Below are 22006 nucleotides of genomic sequence, written 5' to 3' on the forward strand. Positions count from 1 at the left end.
CCTACGGAGACACCACACTATGGGGAACGAACCCCGCCACTCGGCCGACACCGGCCGCGCCGAGGCGCGCGGCCCGGCCGATTCCTGCCCCGCCGAGCGGCCCGGCGCCGACCCCGCGGTCATGCGGCGGCTCGCGGCGCTGCTCACCGAGATCGCCACCGGCGACCGGGACGCCTTCACCGAGTTCTACCGCTCCACCCACGACCGCGTATTCGGCCTGGCGCTGCGCATCCTGCGCAAGCCCGCGGCCGCGGAGGAGATCACCCAGGAGATCTACCTCTACGTGTGGAACGCGGCCGAGCAGTACGACGGCGCGCTGGCCAGTCCGATCGGCTGGCTCATGATGCTCACCCACCGCCGCGCCGTCGACCGGGTCCGCGTCGAATCCTCCGCCAGCACTCGCGATCTCGCGTACGGCCACCGCAACCTGGGCCGCGACCACGACATCGTCGCCGAGACCGTCGGGCAGCGCTCCGATGAGCGCGCGGTGGTCGACTGCCTCGGCACGCTCACCGACACCCAGCGCGAAACCCTCGCCCTGGCCTACTACGGCGGCCGCACCTACGCCCAGGTGGCCGACCATCTCGGTATCCCGTTGAATACGGTGAAGACCCGCATCCGGGACGGTCTGAAGCGGTTGCAGACCTGCCTGGCAGGATCGGTGGCCGATGCCTGACATCCATTCCCACGACGAGTTGCTCGACCTCGCCTACCCGTACGCGCTCGACGCGCTGCCCGACGCCGACCGGCGCGCCGTCGAGCACCTGCTGGAACGAGCCGACGAGGAGACGGCGGCGGCGTTCCGCGCGACCGTCCGCGACCTGCGCGAAACCCTCGCCTCTATCACCATGGTCGACGCCGTGCCCGCACCTCCCAACGTGGAGGCCGCGTTGCTGCGCGCGCTCGACGAACAGGCCGAGGCCGACGAGGAGGACGTCGCGCCCGCGCGGCGCCCGCCGGCCCTGCGCTGGCTCGCGGCGGCCGCCGCCGTGCTGGTCGCGGTGGCGGTGGGCGTGGGAATCGCGTTGTCCCGCATCGAATCCACCGAACCCGGCACCCTCACCGCCGCGGAGGTGATCGCGCAGGACGACGTCGAAGCCGACATCGCGCCCGTCACCGGTGGCGGCACGCTCACCGTCAACAGTTCGCGGGCGCTGGGCGCGGCCACCGTGGCGTTCGACGCCGTAGCCACCGCCCCCGAGGGCCGGACCTACCAGGTATGGCTGATTCCGGCCGACGGGACCCCGCGCTCGGCGGCGGTGCTCGACGCGTTGCCGTCGGCAGACGACCCGCTCGTCATGCCCGTCGAGGACGCCCGCACCCTGGCCGTCTCGGTCGAACCGGCGGGCGGCTCACCCCAGCCCACCTCCGATCCCGTGGTGGCCGTGACATTCGACTGAGCGGCCCATCGCCACGCCGGACCACCATCTGAAGCCCTGATCCCATCCGGCCGGACTCTGAGACCGCGCCCGCCCGATCGCCTTCCCGGCGCGCGATCTCGGTCGCGCCGAACCCCCGGTCGTCGGTGTGCTGACCGGGTTCGGCAGGCGCCGGCTCGCACCGGGCGTGCGGCTGAAGCGCGGTGCTGGGTCGGACTGGACGACGCCGATAGCCGCCGCCCGCACCGGGCCGTACCGAGTGGCGGATCAGGTCGGGTCGTCGCCGGCGGGCAGCGGCTCGATGCGCCGGATCAGCTCGGTCTCGGCGTCCGGCGCGACCATGTCGCCGAGCGCCGGGAGGAGGCTGGTGGGCGCGTCGGAGCCCGCCGGCTCGGGGTCGGGCAGCGGCGCGTGGGCCAGGTCCTCGGGGGCCACGTAGCCCAGCACCTCGTACTGCGCGCCGACCGTGGCCGCCGCCGAGTACTTGTCGTGGGCGATGAAGGCCTGGTCGGGACCGAACACCCGGCGCAGCGACTCCAACCAGCGGTGGTCCACCACCCGGCAGTCGACCCACGGGAAGTACTCGAGGCCGGTGCGCAGGTAGAGGCGCTCGCCGATGCGGGCGCGGGTGAGCAGGGCCAGCACCCACTCGTCGATGCGATGCGCCTGCGCGTTGCGGTAGATCCGGGAATGCGGCGCGACGGCGCCGCCGGTGAATTCCGCCAGCGATTTCAGCAGTTCCGGTGAAAACTCGTCTTCGCGAACGAATTCGACGATCTCGAAGCCCTGCAATTGTTCGGGAAGCCGATCCGTCGCCCTGCGCTCTTCGTGCAGTTTGAGTTTTCTGTTGATGTTCTCCGTACGCATGCGACTCCGACTTCCGAGCATTTGACCAGGGGCACCCTAGCACGTCGGCGGGCCCCGTTCGGCCCGGCGACGGAACGAGACAATTACTGGTACGGGCGGTTTCGCGAATACCCGGCCGCATGCGGGAGTGACGCGGAATACATTCGGTGGCGTAAGTTCCGGAAGCGTAGGTTCACGCCGATTCCGCATATCCGGGCGATACCCGGTCGACGCCTCCGGCTGCGGTTTCGCCTCCCCGATGCCGGGTAGGGGCACGGCAGGAGGTGCTCGTATGAAAGCTATCGTGTGGCACGGCGTGGGCGATATCCGCCTCGACGCCGAGACGTTCGAGGAGGAACGGCGGGTGGCCGCGCCGGAGGGGAACACCGAGGGCGGGCCGTGGCTCGTGGGCGACGCGCCGAGCCTGGCCGCGCGCTGGGCCACCGGCATGGTCGCCAAGGCCGGCTCGGTCGGGATCATCGGCGTGTATCCGCCGGGGTTCGACCGCTATCCCCTCGGGGTGACCGTCAACCGGAACCTGACCGTCCAGGCCGGGAACTGCAACCACCACCGCTACATCCCCGGTCTGCTGCAACGCGTCGCGCGCGGCGATATCGACCCGCGTCGCTTCATCACCCGGCACGCCGAACCACTGTCCATGGTCGACGCCTACGCGGCGTTCGACCGCCGCGACGACGGCTGGCTGAAGACCGTCGTCCCGATGTGACACCGCTCGCTGAGGAGGACCCCATGCCCACCTACCGAACCCCTGTCCGCGCGATCGTGGCCGGGCTCGCGCTCGGCGGACTCGTGCTCGCCGGATGTACCGACGACACCGCCGATGATCCGATGCCCACGATGCCCGCCACCTCGCCACTCACCACCGCGCCGGACACGGACACCACCACCTCGCCGGGCGAGCAGCCCGAGATCACGCCCGCCGCCGCGCAGCAGCTGTGCGACATGATCGGCTCGGAAGTGGACACCTGGCGCGACCAAGGCACGGCCGTGGCCCGGGTGAGCTTCAACGGCACCGTCCAGAACTGGGCGGCGCGCAACGACGGCCTCAACGACGAGATCCTGCGCGACAAGACGATCGTGGACGACGTCACCACTCAGGCCTGCCCCGACGTGCGCCAGAACGCGCTCGATGCCCTCGGCACCGAGGACCTGGCGGGCGCGTTGGTCGGCATGGGCGGCTGAGCACGGGCCCGCAACGCGCTCCGGCCCCTCGATCCCGCAGGTTCGAGGGGCCGGAGAGTGGTCCGCGCCGGTCAGTCCTTGATGACCTGGGTGCCGCCCGCGAGGTTGTCGTGCCAGCCCTGTTTGGTCGGGCTGGAGCTGACGGTCACCGCGATGGCGATGGCGGCGATGAACCAGAGCAGGCCGCCGACCCAGGGGATCAGGTTGAGCAGCATGTAGGCGTTGCGCAGCGCCGAGTCCTTGATGTTCGGCTTCGGGGCGCCGCCGGAACCGTTGACGTGCAGGCCGAGCACCTTCTTGCCCGGGGTGGAGCCGGTGAGCACCTCGAAGAACACGAAGTACAGGAAGCCGAATCCGGCGCCGGGCAGGACGCTGACCCACTGCGGTAGATCAGTGGCCCGGTCCAGTAGCCAGAAGATGATCGCGCCGACGATGCCGGCGATGATCCAGTCGATGAACCTGGCGCCCGCCCGGCTGCCGATACCGGCCGGGTTCACCCCCAGCTTGCCGAGATTCGGGTCGTATCCACCTGCGGTCATCGTTCCTCCTCGTGTCGATTGCAAGCATCAGCCCTGCCGTCCGAATCGACGTGACACAGTGGCAGCGCGAGCATTTCACATACTCTGGCAATCCGCGAAACGGCCCGGCCGGTATCGGCCCGCAGTTCGACGTCCCGCAACCTGCGGTCCAGGCGTTCGTCACCGCCCGCTATTGGTCGAACGCGATCTCGATCCGCTCGGAAACGGGAATCGTCTGGCAGGCCAGCGTCAATCCCAGCGCGAGATCGGCGTCCACCAGCGTGTCGTTCTTCAGCATCCGTACCTCGCCGGACCGCACCGTGCACGCGCACGCGCTGCACTCCCCCGCCCGGCAGGAATACGGCGCGTCATAACCGTTGCTCAGCAACACATCCAGCAAGGGTGTGCCGCGCGGCCACTCCAGGCCGATCGTCCGGCCGTCGAGTGCCACGGTCGCGGAGGCCGCCGCGCCCCCGCCCTCGGGCCGGACGATATCGGCGAACGGGTCCCCGGTGAGCGAGCGGAACTTCTCCACGTGGACGTGGTTGTCCGGCATGCCGATCGCCCGCAGCGCCGCCCGGCTCGCCGCCATGAACGGCTCGGGGCCGCACACGTACGCCCGATAGGCCCGGTACGGCGCGATCAGCCCGGCCAGCGCCGCCGCGGACGGCCTGCCGCGCTCGGATTCCAGCCAGTGCACGACCTGGAACCGGTCGGGGAATTCGACCGTCATCTCGGCGAGTTCGGCCCCGAAGATCACCGATTCGGCGTCGGTGTTGGCGTAGAGCGCGTACACGGTGGCCGAGCCGCCGAGCAACGCGGACTTGGCGATCGACATCACCGGGGTGATGCCGCTGCCCGCCGCGAGCAGCAAGAGGTCGGCGTCCAGCGATTTCGGCACGAACACCCCCGAGGGCGTGAGCACGCGCAAGCTCATCCCGGGTACGGCGTTGTCGCACAACCAGTTCGAGGCGTAGCCGCCCTCGACGCGCTTGACGGTCACGACGAGGGTGTCGTCCAGGTGCGGGGAACTCGACAGCGAGTAGCAGCGCGCCATGGAATCGCCGCCGGCGCCGGGGATTTCGAGGGTGAGGAACTGACCGGGGTGGTAGCGGAACCGGTGCGCCAGCTCGTCGGGCACCGCGAACACCAGCGAGCGCGCCCGCGCGGTCTCCACGATGACCTCGACGATCTCGAGGGTGTGGACGTGCGCGTTGGCGGTGGTGGCCCGGGTCGCGAGATCGGTCATGGCGGCCCGTCAGAGCTCCACGCCGAAGCGTCCCGCGACCCGTCGCCCGACCCGGTAGAGCGGTGCGCCCGCGTCCTCGTACCGCGGGCCGAGCACCCGCGGGATCAGGTCGAATCCCCGGGCGTCCGGCCCGATCAGCACCCGCGCCTTGTTCTTCTCGACACCCTTCAGGATGGTGCGCGCCGCCGAGCGCGGGCTGGTGAGCGCGATCAGATCGAATCCCTTGCGGACAGTCTCGATATCCACCGTGTCCGGCAAACCGCGGGCATTCACCGCGATATTCGTCTTCACCCCGCCCGGGTGCACGCACGTGACGCCCACCGGATATTTCCCGATCAGCATTTCCTGCCGCAGCGCCTCGGTGAATCCGCGCACCGCGAATTTTGCCGCATTGTAGGCACTTTGGGATGGAATTCCCATCAGGCCGAACACCGACGAAATATTCACGAGGTGCCCGTCGCCGGAATCGATCAGGTCCGGCAGAAATGCTTTCGTACCGTGCGCGACGCCCCAGAAATCGACGTTCATCACCCGGTCGAAATCGGCCCAGGTCATCTCCACCACATCGGCGTTGAGCGCGATGCCCGCGTTATTGACGACGAGGTCCACCCGCCCGAACTCCGCGCGCACGTCGTCGGCGTGCGCGTACACGGCGGCGCGGTCGGCGACGTCGAGTTCGAAGGGAATCGCGGTGGCGCCGAGCTTTTCGCACCGGGCGGCGGTCTCGGCCACGGTCACGGGGTCGACGTCCGACAGCGCCAGCTTCGCCCCGCGCTCGGCCAGTTCGAGCGCCAGGCCCCGGCCGATGCCCGACCCCGCGCCGGTGAGCACGGCGACCTTGTTCCTGAAGTTCCTCATCGGGTCACCCTTTCGGCGTTCGGGACGGTGGTGGCCGGAAAGACCTGCGCCGGAACGTTTTCCCGCGCGACCGCTCTACGGACGGCGGGAAGCGCGGGCGCGCCGGTGAATTCGTACTCGGCGGGGTCCACGCGCCGCGTGCGCAGCCAGTACTGCCAGGTGAATCCCGGCCACAGGGTGCGGTTCTCACCGTGCTCGTCCAGATACCAACTGCGGCAGCCGCCGGTGTTCCACACCGAGCCCGCCAGGTCGCGTTGCAGGGCCGCGTTGTAGCGATCCTGCGCCGAGCAACGCGGAGCCAGCGCCAGGGCACCGCGTTCCCGGACCAGGCGAATGGCCTGGATGGTGTAGTGGATCTGCGCTTCGATCATGAACACGATCGAGTTGTGGCCGAGCCCGGTGTTCGGGCCGAGCAGGAAGAACGCGTTGGGCACACCCGCGACGGTGATGCCCCGGTGCGCCTGCACGCCCTCGCGCGTCCAGCGGTCGGCCAGGTCCTCGTCGTCGCGGCCGCGCACCCGCAGATTCGTCAACGAGTCGAGCACGTGGAATCCGGTGCCGAAGATGATCGCGTCCACCTCGCGCTCGATGCCGTCGGCGGTGACGATCCCGCTCTCGGTGATGCGCTCGAGACGCGCGGTGACCAGTTCGGTTTTCGGGTCGTCGACGGCCTGGTAGTAGGTGTCGGACCCGAGCAGCCGTTTGCACCCCGCGCGGTAGTCGGGCGTGAGCGCGTCCCACAGCGCCGGGTTCGAGACCTGCCGCCGGATGTGGCGCCGCCCGGCCCATTCCACCGCCCGCAGCAGTCCGGGACGGCGCGTCATCGCGTACGCGCCGGCTTCGGCCGACCAGTAGATGCCGTTGCGCAGGGCGAAACGCAGGCCGGGCACCACGCGCAGCGCGCGCCGCACCGGCGGCGGAAGGTCGAGGTTGCGGCGCGGTAGCACCCAGGGCGCGGTGCGCTGGTAGAGGTGCAATGCGGCGACCCGGCCGAGGATCTCCGGCACGAATTGGACGGCGCTCGCGCCCGTCCCGATGACGGCGACGCGTTTGTCGGTCAGGTCGACGTCGTGGTCCCACCGCGCCGAATGGAAGGCCGGACCCCGGAACCGCGCCAGCCCTTCGATGTCCGGGATGCTGGGGATGTGCAGCGCGCCGATCGCCGAGACGAGGTAGCGCGCGTCGTACTCCTGTCCGTCGGCGGTCGCGACGTGCCAGCGGTGTCGCCCTTCGTCCCACTCCGCGCGAACGACATGCCGGCCGAACCGGATTCGCGGGCGCAGGCCGTACTCGTCGGCCACCGACTTCAGGTATTCCTGGATCTCCGGCTGCGCCGAGAACAGCTGCGTCCACGTGGTGCGCGGGGCGAACGAGTACGAATACAGGTGGGTCGGCACGTCGCACGCCGCGCCCGGGTAAGTGTTGTCGCGCCAGGTGCCGCCCACCTCGCCGGCCTTCTCCAGGAGCAGGAAGTCCTCGATGCCCGCCTCCCGCAACGCGATTCCCATGCCCAGGCCGGAGAATCCGCTGCCGATGATCACCACTTCGGTGCGCACGGAGCTCACGAGCGTGCCGCCTTCCGGCCGAACAGGTCGTCGAGGATGTCGTCGGGCACCGCCCGCGAGGCCCGCGCCAGGCGCCGGGTGACCACGCCGTCCAGGAACCCCGCCTCGTGGCAGAAACGCAGCAGCGGCTCGGCGGCGAACGTCGCGTTGGCGCGGTAGTTCGGCGAGGTCATCATGGCGAGAAAGCCGCGCCACGGGCTGATGCCGACGCTGCGGTAGACGTTCGGGTTGATCAGCACCGGGTAGACGCCGGTGATCATCACGCCGAACACCATGCGGTGCAAGGCATTCGAGAGCTTCCCGCGGGCCTCGATGGCGCGCACCATCTCCTCGCGCGCGTAGGTGATGTGCCTGGCCTCCTCGAGTACGTGGATCTTCATGAGCTGGCGCAGATGCGGTTGCAGTTCGGGATCGTTCATCGCCTCACGTTGCAGCCGGTCCAGGAGTTCCTCGATCAGCAGGGTGCCCGCGTAGGAGGACGGGCCGATCGGGATCAGCCCGGCCAGGCGCAGCGCGGTGCGCGTCCACCGGGGCTGCACGTACGGCCGCACGCCGGTGAGGTTCACCAGGCGACTGAACATGGTGGAATGCCTTGTCTCCTCGCCGATCTCGGCGAGCGCGTAGCGGGTGTGGTCGTCGGACGGGTCGCCCGACTCCAGCACCGAGCGCCACAGCACCAGGCTCAGCCCGGCCTCGGCGTAGATGCCGAAGCTGAGCACGCTCACGGCCTCGTGTTTGCCCAGTTCGTCGCGCTGCTCCTGGGTGAGCCGGTCCCACAGCGCCGTCCCGTACAGCGATTGTCGGTGCTCGGGCATCCACTTGCGGTGCGGGTCGGGCGGGGCCGACCAGTCGATGTCGAGTTCGCCGTCGTAGGCGCGTTCGGCGGTGGAGCGCAGCAGGCGCTGCGCGGTCTTCTGCCGATCGCCGACGGTGCGGCGGCGGGCGGTCGAGGCGCCCGCGGTGGTGACGATCGGAGGGGTGCTCGCGTCGAGGGTCATGCCGGTCCTTCTTCCTTCGGGTGCGCCGGGCTACCGCAGGCCGCCGAGGCGCAGAATGGTCGCCGCCACCGGGCCGCGCAGAATGCCTTGCGCCGTGGCGAATTCGCGGAACGAGGCGGTGGCGCGGCGCGCGTTGCGCCGATACGCCGGGCCGGTGAGCGCGGCCACCACCGCGATCCCCGGCGACACCCCGGCGTCGCGATACGCACGGGGTTCGATCGCCGCCGCGTACAGCGACGCGGTGATCGCCGCCGCGAGCCACCGGTGCAGCGCGTTGGCGGCCGGTCCGCGCGCACGCACCGCGGCCACCAGTTCCTCGCGCGTCAGTTCCACGTGGCGGGCCGCCCCGGGCGCGGTCAGTATCGACACCTGCCGCAGGTGCGGCGGCGCGCCGGGATGGCCGGCCACGTCGCGCAGGACGGCCGCGACCATCTCCTCCAGCAGCAGCCGGAACGCGAGACCGGCCGGCCCGGTCGGAGTGAGCAGGACGAATTTGGCCAGCACCCGCAGCGGCGGCGAGAGCGGATACGGCGCGACACCGGATTTCGCGACGAGCCTGCTGAACATGGTGGTGCGGCGTGCCTCGTCGTTGATCGCCGAGAGCAGGAACCGGCTGCGGTCGTCGACCGGGCTGTCGCCCTCGATGAGATCGCGGAAGTCGAGCATCCCGACGACGGACTGCGCGTGGATGCCCGCCGTGAGCAGCGCGACCAGTTCCCGCTTGGCGAGTTCGGCCCGCTGCTCCTCGCCGAGCCACCGCCACAGCCAGGTTCCGTGCAGCGAAATCCACTGCGCGGGAAGCCATTCCGCGTCCGGCACCACCGGTGCGTCCCAGTCGATGTCGAGATCCGGATCGTAGGCCTGTTCCGAGGCCGCGAACAGCAGCCGCGTCGCGGTGGCGCCATCGGCGATCCCGCGCCGATGGCGGACGGGGCCGCCCGACGCGGTGGTCGCGGGCCGGAACTCGTGGTCGCCGTAGGACTTCGTTGTCCCCATGGCATTCCTCCGATCGCCGAAGCGAGGTCAGAGACAACCGGTACCTAGTACTGGTTGTTCGATGTATATTCGAGTGTGTCCCAGACACGAAGGCGTGTCAACGCGATCGGGGCGTCGATTTCCGAACGAGGAAGGCGGACACCATGACCAGCGCCGTTCCCCACAGCCCGCACGACGACGCCGACTACCTCGGCGAGGCCACCCTGGTGATCGGCGGGCGCGAGTTCGCCGTCCGCGTGGAATTCCGCGGGTACGTGGAACCGATCGACGGGATCTACCGGTGGATCGGGCGGGTCCGCCCGCACGACGCGCTCACCGAACTCCTCGGTGACGAGCCGCGCACACCCGTGACCATCCGCACCGCGCACAGCGCGCGCGATGCGGTCATCGGCGATCCCGACCCGTGGGGGCGCTACCGGATCGCCGGGAAGAGCACGCCGCCGTTCCACGTCCCGACCGAGCTGAGCGAGGTCGAGGGCGGCGGTCAGGCCTCCGGCGGAACCGACTGAGACGGTAGCGTCAGCACGTCGTCCGGAGCGAGCGCGACGCCGCGCGACGCGGCGGTGGCCGACAGCGCACCCCACACGAAGGTCACCAATTGCCCGACCAGTTCGTCCTTTTCGATGGTCGGCGAGTTCAACCAGCGCAGCACCGCGAGTCCGACCGCGCCCAGTACCGCGTCGACGAAGTACTCGATATCGCGCACATCGCCACCGCGCCCGCCCAGCACCGCGCCGACGAGCGCGGCCATGGCGTCGGACAGCGGGCGGCCGGACTCGAGCAGCACCATGGGCGAGCGGCCCGACGCCACCTGGGAGCCGACGATGAAGCGGAACAGGTTGGGCCGTTCGTCCACCAGATCCACGTAGGCGTGCAATCCGGCGGTGACGGCGCCGAGCACGGTGCCCGTGAGCGCGAAATGCGGCGTGAGCCGCTGCACGACGAGTTCCTGGACCCGCTCGGTCACGGCGGCGAACAGTTCGTCCTTGTCACCGAAGAACCGGTACAGCTTGGGCCGGGGAATGCCCGCGGTCTTGATGATCTCCTCGATGGAGAGGTCCGGGCCGTACTCGTCGATGGCGCGCAGGGTCGCCTCGATCAGCTCCACGCGGACGGCGGCGCGATGCTCCCGCCACCGATCGGCGCGAGCATCGCCCTTGAGGACCGGCAGGTGCCGCCGGTCCGCCGCCGCCTTGCGCACCACGTGGCCCATCGTAGTTCACGGCACCCGCGTGACCACGGGGTTCGCGACGGGCTCAGTACACGCGGAACGTGGTGGTGCTCGGCGCGTGCGGGAGGTCGGTGGTCAGCGTGAACGTGACATTGCCCGCGCCGGTCACGAGGCGGACATTGCCGAGCTGCGGGCGGATCCAGAAGAACGGGGTGCCGTTGCCCGCGCCGAGGAACACCGAGCCCGAACCCCTGGCGCCGGTGTCGTGGTTGTGCCAGTGGACGGTGGCGGTGACCGAACACCACGGGGCCGGGACGCCGAGCACCTTCAGCCAGCCCTGCACCTGGAGGTCGACGGTGCCCGCGACGTCGCCGTCCGGGTACACGTTGCCGATGGCCCACACGTCGCCCGCGCAGCCGAGACCGTGCGCGGCGGTCGTGGCGAGCGGCAGCTCGACGGGGATGTAGTTCGACGCCGACGCGGGGGCGCTCGCGCCGATCACGGCGGCCACGGCCACGGCGGTCGCGGCGAACGCTCGGCTTGCCTTCACGGGTGACACAGCGGAACTCCTTCGTCGAACGGATGGGCACGAACTCGCGCGGCGACCCGAGATCGCGACCGAAGCGCTCTCCCCTACCATCGCGCATTTCGTTTGCCGTGCTACATACCGCGCCGGACGCCGAGGAGATCACCGCTCGGGCGGGAACTTCCGGAGCGCCTTGCGGGCGGTCGCGCGGGTGTAGCGGTCGGCGGCGGCGGTGAAGGGTTCGATCAGGGCGCGGGTGCCGGGCCATCCGCGAAAATGGCTACCTTTCACCACAATTGGTGCCGAAGCGCGGACCGCGCCGGACGGCCGGTCGCCATCGGCCTCCGACGACCCCGGGAGGTGCGACTCGGCGAACGTGCCCGTCCTGGGTGACGAAGTCCCGGCAAACGGAACCGCCGGCCAACACAACATCCGTGGCTGCCCGGCGGTTCGGTGCGGCGCGGATCAGGCGGGGCCCGCTTCCTTCTCCGCGAGTTCGGCGAGCCGGTCCAGCGACGCGGTGAGCTTGTCGGCGGTGGTGGCGCGGGCGCGCACCTGGCGCTTCTCGTCGTGCAGCTCGGTCCAGTCGTAGGTGTGGGTGACCCGGGTCAGCGTGTCGCCCACCGGTTCCAGCTCCCACCGCCACAGGTGGCCGGGCGGCTGCTTGCCCGGCTCCGCGGGCCGCCACGCGATGCGGCGGCCCTCGGTGAACTCGACGATGTGGTTCTCGCGGACCGCGCCGACGGTGAGCGTGGTGCGGAAGATCTCGCCCACCGCGCGCACCCGCTGACCGGGCGCGGATTCGGCCAGGTTGTCGTTGCCGTCCCAGCGCGGCTGCTGGGCCGGGTCGGCGATGAGTTCGAAGAGGTCGGCCGCGCTCGCGGCGATGTCACGGCTGGCGCTGACGATACGGGGCACATCGGTCTGATCGGTCACGTTCGGGATCGAACCAGCACCGCCGCGCGCGCACAATGGTTCGGCTCAGCGCACGCCGAATCACGGCGCGTCGGCGTCCAGCGCCGCGGCGAGGCGGTCGGCGTCGACCCCGAACCCGGCGAGCCGGTTCAGCGGAATGGAGGCGATCATCCGCATCATGTCCACGCCGAGCGCGGAGCCGCCGCCGAAGCCCCCGGCCATCCCGCCGAACACCTCGGCCAGCGCGGCGGCGGTCGCCGGCTCGGCCAGCGCCTCGCCGAGCGTGGACTCCAGTGTGATCGGGACCCGCACTTGGTCACCCGCGACGTCGACCTCGCCCGACACCCGCAGATCGCGGCTGGACGCGCCCACCCATACCCGGTACGTGCCGGGTTCGAGCACCCACCGGTCGACGCGAGTGTCCCAGTACGCCAGATCGTCCCGGGCGAGCAGGATCGAAACATCCTCGCTCGCACCGGGTTCCAGCTCGGCCGTGACCGCGAAACCGGTGAGCTCGCGCACCGGCCGCGCCACCGCCGAGCCGGGCAGCCCCGAATACACCTGCACCACTTCGCGTCCCGCGCGGTCGCCGGTATTGGTGACGGTGACGCGGACGCGGATGCCGTACTCGCCCGCGTCGAGCGCGAGGCCGTCGTAGGCGAACGTGGTGTAGGACAGCCCGTGCCCGAACGGGAAGCACACCGTCATGGCGCGGTGGTCGTACCAGCGGTATCCGACGAACAGTCCCTCGCCGTAGCGCACGTGCGAGTGCTCGCCCGGAAAGTTCTGGTACGCGGGCACATCCGCCAGCGCCATCGGCACCGTCTCCGCCAGCCGGGCCGAGGGATTCACCACGCCGAACAGCACATCCGCCAGCGCGCCACCGCCCGCCTGACCGACCAGACCGCCGTCCAGGATCGCGGCCGCCGCGCGGGCCACCGGCGCCAGCCGCACCACACCGCCATGCGCGAGCACCACCACCGTCTCGGGCCGCACCTGCGCCACCTCGGTGAGCAGGTCGAGTTGGCCGGCGGGCAGCTCGATGTCGTCGCGGTCGAAGCCCTCGGACTCCTGCGCGGCGGCCACGCCCAGGAACAGCACGGCCACGTCGGCCGCGCGCGCCGCCGCCACGGCTTCGGCGCGCAGCGCGCCGGAATCCGTTCCGTCGGTGGTGAATCCGCGGCTGTAGGTCACGGGCGTCGTCCCGGCGAGCGCGCGGATCTCGTCGAGGGGGATGTCGAGGCGGGTCGGGTTGACATGGGAGCTGCCGCCGCCCTGATAGCGCGGCTCGGCCGCGAACTCCCCGATCACCGCCAGCGACCGGCCCGGCGCGAGTGGCAGCACACCGTTCTCGTTCTGCAACAGCACCACGCAGCGCCCCGCCACCTCGCGCGCCAGTCGGTGGTGCGCGTCGACGGTGTCACCGTCCTCGGCGAGCGCGCGGCCCGCCTCGGCCCGCGCCGCCAGCCGCGCGACGTTCTCCGCCGCGCGGTCCACCGCCGACACGTCGAGCGTGCCCGCCGCCACCGCCGCCACCACCTGCGCGTCGGAAGCGCCGTTGCCGCCGGGCATTTCGAGATCGAGGCCGGCGGCCACGGAGGCGGGCCGGTCGGCGACCGCGCCCCAGTCCGACACCACCACACCGTCGAATCCCCACTCGCCGCGCAGCACGTCGGTGAGCAGCCAGCGGTTCTGCGCGGCGTGCACACCATTGATCCGGTTGTAGGAGCACATCACCGTCCACGGGCGCGCGGTGCGCACGATGTGGGCGAACGCGCGCAGGTAGATCTCGCGCAGCGGGCGCGGGTCGACGTCCGAACTCATGCGCATCCGGTCGTATTCGGCGTTATTGGCGGCGAAGTGCTTCAGCGACGCTCCGACGCCGGCGCCCTGCACCCCCGTCACCCAGGCCGCGCCGAGCGCGCCGGTCAGGTGCGGGTCCTCCGAGTAGTACTCGAAGTTGCGGCCGCCGCGCGGGTCCCGCTTGATATTGATGCCCGGCCCGAGCAGCACATCGACCCCGAGGCCGCGCGCCTCCCGCCCCAGCGCCGCGCCCACCCTGGCCACCAGGTCGCGGTCCCAGCTCTGCCCGAGCCCCACGGCGGGCGGGAAGCAGGTGGCGGGCAGGCTCTGCGCCAGTCCGAGGTGGTCGGTCGCGCCGGCCTGCCTGCGCACGCCGTGCGGGCCGTCGGTCATGGTCACCGAGCCGACGGGGCCGATCGCCTTCGTCGTCCAGAAATCCGCTCCGCTGCCGAGCGCGGCACGGTCTTCCACGGACAGGTCGGACAGATCGGACTTGCTCGTCATCGAGGCTCCTCGGATCGGCGGCTGTTCCGCGATCCAGTATGGCCGCGCCCGCACGGCCCGAGCGTGATCTCCCCGGTTCAGTTCACTTCCACGGCCGGCTCGCGCCGGGGCGCGGCCACCGGGCCCGCATCGCCCGCGCGGAATTCCGGCACCAGGGACGCGACCGCCGCCAGCACCGCGGCCACCAGGCACAACACCATCGACCACCGCAGCGACACCACCGACGCCGCAGTGCCGAACGCCAGCAGCAATCCAGTGGCGGCGGCGATGCAGAAGGTCGCCGAAAGCCGTTGCGTGAGTTGCAGGAACGAGGCCGCCACGCCGTGCAGCGACGGCGGCGAGAACCCGAGCGTCACCACGCGCAGCGGCGGCTCCACGACCCCGCTGGACAGGCCCGCCGCCACCTGGATCACCGACAGCGCCGCGAACAACGCCATCCCGTCCCACCAGAACGACACCAGCACACTGGCGCCCACGCACAGCGCCGCCACCACCAACCCGTGGGTCACCACGGCCGCGCCGTGTCGCGCGAACAAGCGCTGGCCCCAGCGCGCGGCCACCAGGCGCGCCACCGCCGACGGGATCATCGCGGCCGCCACGGCCAGCGCCGGAATCCCGAGTGCCTGGAGGAAGAACACCGTCTTGACGGTGCCGAACGCCAACCCCGACCCGAACCACAACAGCGCCACCACATTTCCGGTGACGTAGCCCCTGGACCGCATCAGCGCGGGCGCGAACAGCGGCAGCCGCCCCCGCCGCGCGTAGCCGCGCTCCCACAGCACCAGCCCCGCGACGAGGACGCCGCAGAACACGACGACGGCCACCACCGCGCGCCCCGGCAGCCCCGGATCGATGACCGGAATCGTCACCAGCACCACCAGCGCGCCGAGCGCCGCGATCCCGGGCAGGTCCAGATCCGTGGCGCGCCGCACCCGCACGTCCCGGGGCAGTCCGCGCACGCCGAGCACGATCGTCGCGATCGTGAACGGCACCGGCGCCAGCAACACGGCCCGCCACGCGTACTCCTGCGGCAGCACCCACAGCGCCACCCCGGCCGCGACCGGTCCCGCGATGGCGGCCAGCGCGCCGGCGGCGGTGTAGCGCGCCAGCGCGCGCAGCCGGTCCGGGCCGGTGAAGACGTCCTGGATCACGCCGAGCACCTGCGCGCTGATCACGCCCGCGCCGAAACCCTGGATCAGCCGTCCGCCGATCAACGGCCACGCGCCCGGCGCGCACGCCGAGACGACCGCCCCGACCAGGAACAGCGCGAGCCCCGCGATATACAGCTTCCGCCGTCCGTAGGCGTCGCCGAGGCGGCCGGCCGGGGCGAGTCCGAGCCCGAAGGTCAGCGAGAACGCCGCCAGGAACCACTGCACGCCCGCGTTCGACAGGCCGAGGTTCGCCTGCACGGCCGGCGCGGTGAACGCCACCACCGCGCTGTCGAGCAGCGTGGCGAAACCCGCGCCGAGGCAGCACCACAGGGCGGCACGGTGATCAGGGGCTGGTCGCACGTCCGGACCGTACCGGGCGCCCGACATCGCTTCCGTTCCCGGAAACGCTTCCGTTCAGGATGATCCACCGAAATCGCGGTGAGCCGAAATCCCGCGCGATCCACCGGAGTCGGCGCAGGAGACGGCAGCCGGTCCGCGTACGAACCGGCCGCCGTCAGCGCGCGATCAGAGGCTCTCGGCGAGCGCCTTGGCATCCTTGCGGACCCCGAAGGCGGTGATGATCTCCATGATGCCGAGCACGATCAACCAGATGCCCGCGACCAGCGTCAGGGTCGCGACCGAGGTGACCGGCCACACGATCAGCACCACGCCCGCGATGGCGGTGATGACGCCGAAGAACAGCTGCCAGCCCCGCCCCGGCATCTCCGGGTCGGACAGGGCCGCCACCACCACGGCGACGCCGCGGAAGAGCCAGCCGATGCCGATGAAGATGCCGAGCAGCAGGATCGAGGCCAGTTCGTCGCGGAAGCAGAAGATACCGATGATGATCGAGAGCACGCCGCTGATGAAGTACAGCACGCGCATTCCCGCGCTCGCGGTCGCGCCGAAGGCGGCCACGAGCTGCAATACCCCGGAGATCACCAGGTAGATGCCGAACAGGACGCCCGCGACCAACAGCGTCTTTCCCGGCCACACCAGAATCATCACACCGAGGATCACCGAGAGCGCCCCGGTGACGAGGACGGTTGTCCAGGCGCTCTTGGCGAGCGCCTCCAGGGGACCCTCCAGCACACTGTTTGTCGTCATGATCAGATGTTAGGCCCGCGACCAGTGGATTTCGGGGTTATCGCGGCAGCAACGCGCCGCCCGATACGCACTGGTGACCTAAGTCCTCACCGGGCCGGGGACCTAGGTCCCCACCGGGCTGATGTTCACCATCCACGAGATGCCGAAACGGTCGCGGCACATGCCGAATTCGTCGCCCCACATCTGCTTCTCCAGCGGCACGGTCACGACGCCGCCTTCGATCAGTTTGCCCCAATAGCCGCGCAGTTCCTCGGCCGCGTCGCCGCTGAGGCTGATGGAGATGGCGCTGCCCGGTTCGTACTCCATGCCGGGCGGGGTGTCCGAGGCCATCAGCGTGTACCCGCTGGGCGTCTCCAGCTGGCCGTGCATGACCAGATCCGCGCCGGGCGCGTCCTTGTCACCGAACTCGCCGAAGGTGCTGATCCGCAGGGTGCCGCCGAAGACGTCGCGGTAGAATTCGAGCGCCGGGCGCGCGTTGTCGCCGAAGCCCAGGTACGGGTTGAGCGTGGAGACCATGGCATAGCTCCTCACCTGTAGTTTTCCGCCACCGGCGAGCCTACTGCGCCCGCGCGGAGGGTGGCGTCGATTACGTCCCGGGCCGCGGACGTTTACCGCTCAACCCCCCGGGGAAGTCATCGGTCAGTGCCTCTCGCCGCGCGTGGTCGCGAGGCGGAGAACATGATTCGTGGGCTTCGGGTTGCTAGGGAGAAAAGGTGGCGGTTGTACTCGTGCTCCAGGCACGCGGACTCGGTGATGTGCTCACCGCGGTCCCGGCGCTTCGCGCGCTGCGGCGGGCCCGGCCGAGCGATCACATCGTCCTGGCCGCACCCCACCGTCTGAAGCCGATCGTCGATCTCATCGCGTCGGTGGACACCCTGCTGCCGACCCCCGATCTGGGGACCTTGCGCTGGGACGGACCGCCGCCCGAACTCGCGGTCAACCTGCACGGCGCCAACACCGAGAGCATCGTGGAGCTGACCAAGATCGCCCCCGGCCGCGTGCTCACCTACCGCAATCCGGCGTTCCCCGAATACGGCGGCCCGGAGTGGGTGGAGGACATGCATCCGGTGGAGCGGTGGTGTCATCTGCTCGAATCCGACGGGATCGTCGCCGACCGGCGCAATCTGGGCTTGGTGCCGCCGGTCTCGACCACCAGCCACCGCGACTGCGTGGTGGTGCACGTGGGCGCGGGCGCGCCCGCCCGCCGCTGGCCGCCCGAGCGGTTCGCCGCGGTGGTGCGGCATCTGCTGGTGCTGGGCCGCGAGGTGGTGCTCACCGGTGACGACTCCGAGCGCGATCTCGCGCTGTCGGTCGCCGCGCGGGCCGGACTGTCCACGCACCGGGTGCTGGCCGGCCAACAGAACCTCATCGACATCGCCGCCACCGTCGCCGAGGCGGCGCTGCTCATCAGCGGCGACACCGGCGTCGCCCGGCTGGCCACCGCGTTCGGCACCCGCACCGTGCTGCTGTTCGGGCCCACGCCGCCGCGCTGGGGCGGGCCGCCGCCGCATCTGCTGGGCAGGCACGCGGTGCTGTGGGCGGGGCAGGTCGGCGATCCGCACGCCGACACCCCCGACCCCGGTCTGCTCAGCATCGACGTGCCCGACGTGATCGCGGCGCTGGAGAAGCAGCTCAATCAGCGCACCTGGCCGGGGACGGCCGGGCGCAGGCCCACCTACCGCCGGGTGGGCTGAGCGGGTTCGCCGCCCGGCCTGGTCTCGCTCTCGGTCCTGGCCTCGCTCAGCGCGGCCGCGTAGGCGGCCAGCGCGCTGGGCCAGAACTGTTCCAGGTAGTCGCGGGCGTCGCCGAGCCCGCGCGGGTCCAGCGTGTAGAGCCGCCGGGTGCCCTCCGGCCGCACCGCCACCAGGCGCGCCGCCTTCAGGATCTTCAGATGCTGGGAGACCGCCGAACTGCTCACCCCGACCTGGGCCGCCAGTTCGCCCACCGAGCGCGGACCCTGCGGCAAGGCCTCGAACAGGGCGCGCCGGGTGGGGTCGGCCAGCGCTTCGAGCGCCCGAACTCCGTTAGTCGCCACTCACATAGTGTGATCAACTGGCACACTTCCGGTCAACTTGCGCGATTACCCCAAATCGCGAGGTCACAAACGGAGACACGCCGCGTCGTTACCTAGTCGTGACACGCCACCTGGGCTTTTGTACCCCTGTGAGGGTAACCACAAGATTACGGAACGCCGTGAGGACTCCCGTACGTTCGTTTCCATGCCCGTGACCGATCCGTTACTTTACCGGCGGCCCGGCGTGACCCGCTCTCGCCGACGCCGCGTCGCCACCCGCGCCGTGGCCGTCTCCGCCGCCGTCGGCGCCTCGCTCGGCCTGTTCGCCGCCGTGGGCCCCGACGACGCCGCTCCCGCGGCTGCCGACTCCATCGAGTCGCACGCCGTGGAGTTCACCGCCTTCACACCCCGCGAAGCGCAGATGCCCCAGATCGTGCCCGAGCCCGTCCTGTGGGAACAGCACCGCCTGGCCCAGGAGGCCGCGCGCCCCAAGACCGTCCGTCCGGTCGCGGGAATGCTGACCTCGCACTACGGTATGCGCTGGGGCGCGATGCACGCCGGTCTGGACTTCGGTGACCCGATGGGCGCGCCGATCGTCTCCGTCACCGACGGCGTCGTCCTCGAGGCCGGTCCCGCCTCCGGCTTCGGCCTGTGGGTCCGCATCCAGCAGGACGACGGCAGCGTCGGCGTCTACGGCCACATGCAGGACATCCTGGTGTCGGTCGGCCAGCACGTCCGCGCCGGTGACGTGATCGCCACCGTCGGCAGCCGCGGCTACTCCACCGGTCCGCACCTGCACTACGAGGTGCACATGCCCGGTGTGGGTCCGATCGACCCGATCCCGTGGCTGGCCGCGCGCGGTGTGGACGTGTTCCGCCACCCGGCCTGATGTATCGGGTTCGCGAGTGAGATGAGGGGCTCGCGAAACTCCTCCGGCACCCGTGCCCGCGAACGACTTTCGTTCGCGGGCACGGGTGTTTCGCGTACCGGGGAGTGAGCTGGAGCGCGATCCGGTACCACGGTATGAGCCGCGAATCGTCCCGTCGCGGGACGTGGGCGCGCGCCGCCGATTCCTACCGTCATCGCATGGTCACCACCGAGATCGCCGCACCCGCCACGATCCGCGCCACGACGGGTCTGCACCGGCCGCTGCTGTACATGTCCGCCGCGATGGCGACGCTCACCCTCGCCTCGGTGATCGGCATGCTCGCCGACGACCGGCAGCTGCTGGGCGAGTCGGTGTGGTTGAAGACGTTCAAATTCGGGTTCGCGTTCGCCCTCTACGGTCTCACCTTGGCGTGGCTGCTCTCCTTGCCGCACAAAGGATCCCGCTTCACGTGGTGGTTGGGGACGGTGTTCGCGGTGACCGGCGTGATCGACGTGGGATTCATCGTCCTGCAAGCCGCGCGCGGCACGTTCAGCCACTTCAATACCGCCGAGGACCCGGTCAACTCGATCGGCCAGACGGTGTTCGCGTCCGGCGTGCCCGGACTGTTCTTCGCGAATGTGCTCATCATGGTCATGCTGATATGGCAGCGCCTGGCGGACCGGCCGACCACACGGGCCATACAAGCGGGCCTTGTGCTGGCCGTGATGGGTATGGCGCTCGGCTATCTCATGGGGTTCACGGGGAAGCAGCTCGTGCGCGACGCCAACGGCGACATAGTCGAGTTGGTCGCCGGCCATACCGTTCTGCCGGACGGAGCTCCCGGGGAACTGGTGCGCGACGCCGGGCCGGGGATGCCGATCACGCAGTGGAGCACGGTCGGTGGCGATCTGCGCGTCCCGCACTTCGTCGGCCTGCACGGCATCCAGGTCCTGCTGCTCGCCGCGGTGGTGCTGGCCTGGCTGGCGCACCGGCACGTCTGGCTGCGCGACGAACGCACCCGCGCCGTGCTCGTCGGTGTGCTGGCCCTCGGCTACGGCGGAGCGCTGGTCATCGTGTTCACCCAGGCGATGCGCGCGCAGCCCCTGATCCATCCCGACGCCGCCACCCTGGCGGCCGCCGCGGCCGTCCTCGGATTCGTCGCCCTCACGACCGCGACCGTTTACACCCGCGCCCGCGCGGAACTCGACGCCAGGCCGCGGCCCACCGTCCGCAGTTCCACCGCGTGAGAGGCCCGGCCCGCTCGTTCCGGCGTGTTGACCAGGTTCGCTGCGTAGCATGAAACAGAGCAACCTCACCCGGGCGCAACGCCTCGAACAGCGGGAACCGAGCCCGACCGCGACGCATCCTCGGACCACGCACCCCGATGTTCAGGCCGCGCCGCCGGCGTTTGTTCCGGTACGCGCACAGCACAGGAGGCGCTCATGTCCACCGAGTCGATCGAACCCGCCGACATCCCCGCCGGACGTGACCCCGCCCTGGACCGGCTCGACTTCCTGGTCGGGACCTGGGAGACGGCGGCCCACTTCCGAGCCGGGTTCCTTGGGCCGGGCGCGCCGGAGCTGACGGTGCCGGGCAGGTCCACCTTCGAGTGGGTGCCGGGCAAGCACTTCCTGACCGAACGGTCCGTCAGCGACCATCCGGACATGCCGGACGCCCTGAACGTCATCGGGTACCAGGGCGACGACGTCTTCGTCATGCACACCTACGACTCGCGCGGTGTCACCCGCACGTATCGGATGAAGCTGGACTCGGCGACGTGGATCATCTGGCGGTTCGAGCCGGGTTTCTCCCAGCGGTGGGTCGGCGCGATCTCCGACGGCGGCGACCGCGTGAGCGGGGCCTACGAGATCTCGGCGAACGGCGAGCAGTGGACCGAGGACTTCCCGCTCACCTACCGGCGCGTCGGCTGAGTCACCGCAGGCGTTCGGCGTCGCGGGCGAGGTCCACCAGGGTCGCGCTGAGCGCGGCCAGTTCGTCGCGGTCGGCGCCCTCCTGGATGGCGGTGGCGACGTCCTCGGCCGCGCAGCGCGCCGCGAACCACCGGTCTGCCAGATCGGCCGCCTCCTGCGCGCTGAGCACCACCGAATCCTCCGGAATCCCGGTGCCCTTCAAGCTGTTCCGGTGTTCGTAGGCCCGCTGCCGGCACGACTGCCTGCAGTACCGCCTGCGCCGCCCGCCCTCCGACTCCACGATCTCCCGCCCGCACCACAGGCACGACAGATGACGATCGACGACGGTACGACCCGGCATGGACGCATGAGGCACGCCGGACACGATAGCGCGCCCCTCCCCACCCCTCCCACCAACGCCGCAC

Annotated in this window: 25 protein-coding genes; 9 read left to right on the plus strand and 16 right to left on the minus strand. The window is 70.7% G+C overall.

Features of this window, described 5'->3' with window-relative positions:
• Positions 1-19 precede the first annotated feature (19 nt).
• Both sigK and DFR74_RS08610 read left to right on the plus strand, forming a co-directional pair.
• A complete protein-coding gene (gene sigK / locus DFR74_RS08605; protein WP_067514536.1) occupies positions 20-676 on the plus strand; it encodes an ECF RNA polymerase sigma factor SigK in 657 nt (218 codons plus the stop codon).
• The gene (locus DFR74_RS08610) at positions 669-1400 is read left to right on the plus strand and encodes an anti-sigma factor (RefSeq protein ID WP_067514538.1); all 732 of its coding nucleotides are present in this window, start codon (positions 669-671) and stop codon (positions 1398-1400) included. The genes sigK and DFR74_RS08610 overlap by 8 nt, the downstream gene beginning before the upstream one ends.
• A 246-nt stretch (positions 1401-1646) precedes the next feature.
• On the opposite strand, the gene DFR74_RS08615 is transcribed toward DFR74_RS08610, so the two are convergent.
• Positions 1647-2246: a hypothetical protein gene (locus tag DFR74_RS08615; protein ID WP_067514540.1), complete on the minus strand. Its 600-nt coding sequence runs from the start codon at positions 2244-2246 to the stop codon at positions 1647-1649.
• A gap of 271 nt (positions 2247-2517) precedes the next feature.
• On the opposite strand from DFR74_RS08615, the gene DFR74_RS08620 reads away from it, so the two are divergent.
• Positions 2518-2952, plus strand: a complete 435-nt coding sequence (locus tag DFR74_RS08620; RefSeq protein WP_067514542.1) for an MDR/zinc-dependent alcohol dehydrogenase-like family protein — start codon at positions 2518-2520, stop codon at positions 2950-2952.
• 23 nt (positions 2953-2975) lie between these two features.
• Positions 2976-3428, plus strand: coding sequence for a hypothetical protein (locus tag DFR74_RS08625; protein ID WP_067514547.1), 453 nt, complete (start codon positions 2976-2978; stop codon positions 3426-3428).
• A 71-nt stretch (positions 3429-3499) separates the two neighbouring features.
• Here DFR74_RS08625 and DFR74_RS08630 read toward each other — a convergent pair whose 3' ends face one another.
• The 6 genes from DFR74_RS08630 to DFR74_RS08655 all read right to left on the minus strand — a co-directional run bounded on the left by DFR74_RS08630 (position 3500) and on the right by DFR74_RS08655 (position 9612).
• Positions 3500-3967 (minus strand): RDD family protein, encoded by a 468-nt coding sequence (locus DFR74_RS08630; protein ID WP_067514549.1) that lies wholly within the window; start codon positions 3965-3967, stop codon positions 3500-3502.
• A gap of 169 nt (positions 3968-4136) precedes the next feature.
• Positions 4137-5195, minus strand: coding sequence for a ferredoxin--NADP reductase (locus DFR74_RS08635; RefSeq protein ID WP_067514550.1), 1059 nt, complete (start codon positions 5193-5195; stop codon positions 4137-4139).
• A 9-nt stretch (positions 5196-5204) separates the two neighbouring features.
• A complete protein-coding gene (locus tag DFR74_RS08640) occupies positions 5205-6053 on the minus strand; it encodes an SDR family NAD(P)-dependent oxidoreductase (RefSeq protein WP_067514552.1) in 849 nt (282 codons plus the stop codon).
• On the minus strand, positions 6050-7618 hold the full coding sequence (locus DFR74_RS08645; RefSeq protein ID WP_067514554.1) for a flavin-containing monooxygenase: 1569 nt from the start codon (positions 7616-7618) through the stop codon (positions 6050-6052). The genes DFR74_RS08640 and DFR74_RS08645 overlap by 4 nt, the downstream gene beginning before the upstream one ends.
• Positions 7615-8616, minus strand: a complete 1002-nt coding sequence (locus tag DFR74_RS08650) for an AurF N-oxygenase family protein (protein WP_067514556.1) — start codon at positions 8614-8616, stop codon at positions 7615-7617. The genes DFR74_RS08645 and DFR74_RS08650 overlap by 4 nt, the downstream gene beginning before the upstream one ends.
• A gap of 30 nt (positions 8617-8646) precedes the next feature.
• The gene (locus DFR74_RS08655; protein WP_067514557.1) at positions 8647-9612 is read right to left on the minus strand and encodes a diiron oxygenase; all 966 of its coding nucleotides are present in this window, start codon (positions 9610-9612) and stop codon (positions 8647-8649) included.
• Between the two features lie 143 nt (positions 9613-9755).
• On the opposite strand from DFR74_RS08655, the gene DFR74_RS08660 reads away from it, so the two are divergent.
• Positions 9756-10121 carry a DUF4873 domain-containing protein gene (locus DFR74_RS08660; RefSeq protein ID WP_067514559.1) on the plus strand — a complete coding sequence of 122 codons (366 nt, stop codon included), beginning with the start codon at positions 9756-9758 and terminating at the stop codon, positions 10119-10121.
• On the opposite strand, the gene DFR74_RS08665 is transcribed toward DFR74_RS08660, so the two are convergent.
• The 7 genes from DFR74_RS08665 to DFR74_RS08695 form a co-directional block, all read right to left on the minus strand.
• The gene (locus DFR74_RS08665; protein ID WP_232331944.1) at positions 10097-10813 is read right to left on the minus strand and encodes a TetR/AcrR family transcriptional regulator; all 717 of its coding nucleotides are present in this window, start codon (positions 10811-10813) and stop codon (positions 10097-10099) included. The genes DFR74_RS08660 and DFR74_RS08665 overlap by 25 nt on opposite strands.
• Positions 10814-10868: 55 nt before the next feature.
• Entirely contained in the window at positions 10869-11342 is a 474-nt protein-coding gene (locus DFR74_RS08670; RefSeq protein WP_147265764.1) for a hypothetical protein, read from the minus strand.
• 432 nt (positions 11343-11774) lie between these two features.
• Positions 11775-12245, minus strand: a complete 471-nt coding sequence (locus DFR74_RS08675) for an SRPBCC family protein (RefSeq protein ID WP_067514563.1) — start codon at positions 12243-12245, stop codon at positions 11775-11777.
• Positions 12246-12305: 60 nt separating this feature from the next.
• Complete coding sequence (locus DFR74_RS08680; protein WP_113975017.1) at positions 12306-14531, minus strand: glycoside hydrolase family 3 C-terminal domain-containing protein; 2226 nt, start codon at positions 14529-14531, stop codon at positions 12306-12308.
• 77 nt (positions 14532-14608) lie between these two features.
• The gene (locus tag DFR74_RS08685) at positions 14609-16042 is read right to left on the minus strand and encodes an MFS transporter (RefSeq protein WP_170160719.1); all 1434 of its coding nucleotides are present in this window, start codon (positions 16040-16042) and stop codon (positions 14609-14611) included.
• A gap of 165 nt (positions 16043-16207) precedes the next feature.
• Complete coding sequence (locus tag DFR74_RS08690; protein WP_067514325.1) at positions 16208-16789, minus strand: HdeD family acid-resistance protein; 582 nt, start codon at positions 16787-16789, stop codon at positions 16208-16210.
• 102 nt (positions 16790-16891) lie between these two features.
• On the minus strand, positions 16892-17305 hold the full coding sequence (locus DFR74_RS08695) for a VOC family protein (protein WP_067514324.1): 414 nt from the start codon (positions 17303-17305) through the stop codon (positions 16892-16894).
• A 197-nt stretch (positions 17306-17502) separates the two neighbouring features.
• On the opposite strand from DFR74_RS08695, the gene DFR74_RS08700 reads away from it, so the two are divergent.
• Positions 17503-18483 carry a glycosyltransferase family 9 protein gene (locus DFR74_RS08700; RefSeq protein WP_067514323.1) on the plus strand — a complete coding sequence of 327 codons (981 nt, stop codon included), beginning with the start codon at positions 17503-17505 and terminating at the stop codon, positions 18481-18483.
• On the opposite strand, the gene DFR74_RS08705 is transcribed toward DFR74_RS08700, so the two are convergent.
• A complete protein-coding gene (locus DFR74_RS08705; protein WP_067514322.1) occupies positions 18465-18824 on the minus strand; it encodes an ArsR/SmtB family transcription factor in 360 nt (119 codons plus the stop codon). The two genes, DFR74_RS08700 and DFR74_RS08705, sit on opposite strands and share 19 nt — an antisense overlap.
• 184 nt (positions 18825-19008) lie before the next feature.
• Between DFR74_RS08705 and DFR74_RS08710 the strand changes: the two genes are divergently transcribed.
• The 3 genes from DFR74_RS08710 (at position 19009) to DFR74_RS08720 (ending at position 21602) form a co-directional block, all read left to right on the plus strand.
• Positions 19009-19692 carry a M23 family metallopeptidase gene (locus DFR74_RS08710; RefSeq protein WP_084538220.1) on the plus strand — a complete coding sequence of 228 codons (684 nt, stop codon included), beginning with the start codon at positions 19009-19011 and terminating at the stop codon, positions 19690-19692.
• A 197-nt stretch (positions 19693-19889) separates the two neighbouring features.
• Positions 19890-20918: a hypothetical protein gene (locus DFR74_RS08715; RefSeq protein WP_067514329.1), complete on the plus strand. Its 1029-nt coding sequence runs from the start codon at positions 19890-19892 to the stop codon at positions 20916-20918.
• A 195-nt stretch (positions 20919-21113) separates the two neighbouring features.
• Complete coding sequence (locus DFR74_RS08720) at positions 21114-21602, plus strand: hypothetical protein (protein ID WP_067514320.1); 489 nt, start codon at positions 21114-21116, stop codon at positions 21600-21602.
• 1 nt (position 21603) lies between these two features.
• Here the strand turns inward: DFR74_RS08720 and DFR74_RS08725 are convergent, their stop codons facing one another.
• Positions 21604-21942 (minus strand): hypothetical protein, encoded by a 339-nt coding sequence (locus tag DFR74_RS08725; protein ID WP_084538219.1) that lies wholly within the window; start codon positions 21940-21942, stop codon positions 21604-21606.
• Positions 21943-22006 lie beyond the last annotated feature (64 nt).

The sequence above is a fragment of the Nocardia puris genome (assembly GCF_003315035.1).
Taxonomy (GTDB): domain Bacteria; phylum Actinomycetota; class Actinomycetes; order Mycobacteriales; family Mycobacteriaceae; genus Nocardia; species Nocardia puris.

Coding starts and splice junctions, on each gene's coding strand:
- DFR74_RS08635 (WP_067514550.1), bottom strand. CDS start 5,195: ATGACCGATCTCGCGACCCGGGCCACCACCGCCAACGCGCACGTCCAC.
- sigK (WP_067514536.1), top strand. CDS start 20: ATGGGGAACGAACCCCGCCACTCGGCCGACACCGGCCGCGCCGAGGCG.
- DFR74_RS08710 (WP_084538220.1), top strand. CDS start 19,009: ATGCCCGTGACCGATCCGTTACTTTACCGGCGGCCCGGCGTGACCCGC.
- DFR74_RS08695 (WP_067514324.1), bottom strand. CDS start 17,305: ATGGTCTCCACGCTCAACCCGTACCTGGGCTTCGGCGACAACGCGCGC.
- DFR74_RS08615 (WP_067514540.1), bottom strand. CDS start 2,246: ATGCGTACGGAGAACATCAACAGAAAACTCAAACTGCACGAAGAGCGC.
- DFR74_RS08655 (WP_067514557.1), bottom strand. CDS start 9,612: ATGGGGACAACGAAGTCCTACGGCGACCACGAGTTCCGGCCCGCGACC.
- DFR74_RS08620 (WP_067514542.1), top strand. CDS start 2,518: ATGAAAGCTATCGTGTGGCACGGCGTGGGCGATATCCGCCTCGACGCC.
- DFR74_RS08715 (WP_067514329.1), top strand. CDS start 19,890: ATGGTCACCACCGAGATCGCCGCACCCGCCACGATCCGCGCCACGACG.
- DFR74_RS08720 (WP_067514320.1), top strand. CDS start 21,114: ATGTCCACCGAGTCGATCGAACCCGCCGACATCCCCGCCGGACGTGAC.
- DFR74_RS08630 (WP_067514549.1), bottom strand. CDS start 3,967: ATGACCGCAGGTGGATACGACCCGAATCTCGGCAAGCTGGGGGTGAAC.
- DFR74_RS08625 (WP_067514547.1), top strand. CDS start 2,976: ATGCCCACCTACCGAACCCCTGTCCGCGCGATCGTGGCCGGGCTCGCG.
- DFR74_RS08610 (WP_067514538.1), top strand. CDS start 669: ATGCCTGACATCCATTCCCACGACGAGTTGCTCGACCTCGCCTACCCG.
- DFR74_RS08640 (WP_067514552.1), bottom strand. CDS start 6,053: ATGAGGAACTTCAGGAACAAGGTCGCCGTGCTCACCGGCGCGGGGTCG.
- DFR74_RS08650 (WP_067514556.1), bottom strand. CDS start 8,616: ATGACCCTCGACGCGAGCACCCCTCCGATCGTCACCACCGCGGGCGCC.
- DFR74_RS08690 (WP_067514325.1), bottom strand. CDS start 16,789: ATGACGACAAACAGTGTGCTGGAGGGTCCCCTGGAGGCGCTCGCCAAG.
- DFR74_RS08680 (WP_113975017.1), bottom strand. CDS start 14,531: ATGACGAGCAAGTCCGATCTGTCCGACCTGTCCGTGGAAGACCGTGCC.
- DFR74_RS08725 (WP_084538219.1), bottom strand. CDS start 21,942: ATGCCGGGTCGTACCGTCGTCGATCGTCATCTGTCGTGCCTGTGGTGC.
- DFR74_RS08660 (WP_067514559.1), top strand. CDS start 9,756: ATGACCAGCGCCGTTCCCCACAGCCCGCACGACGACGCCGACTACCTC.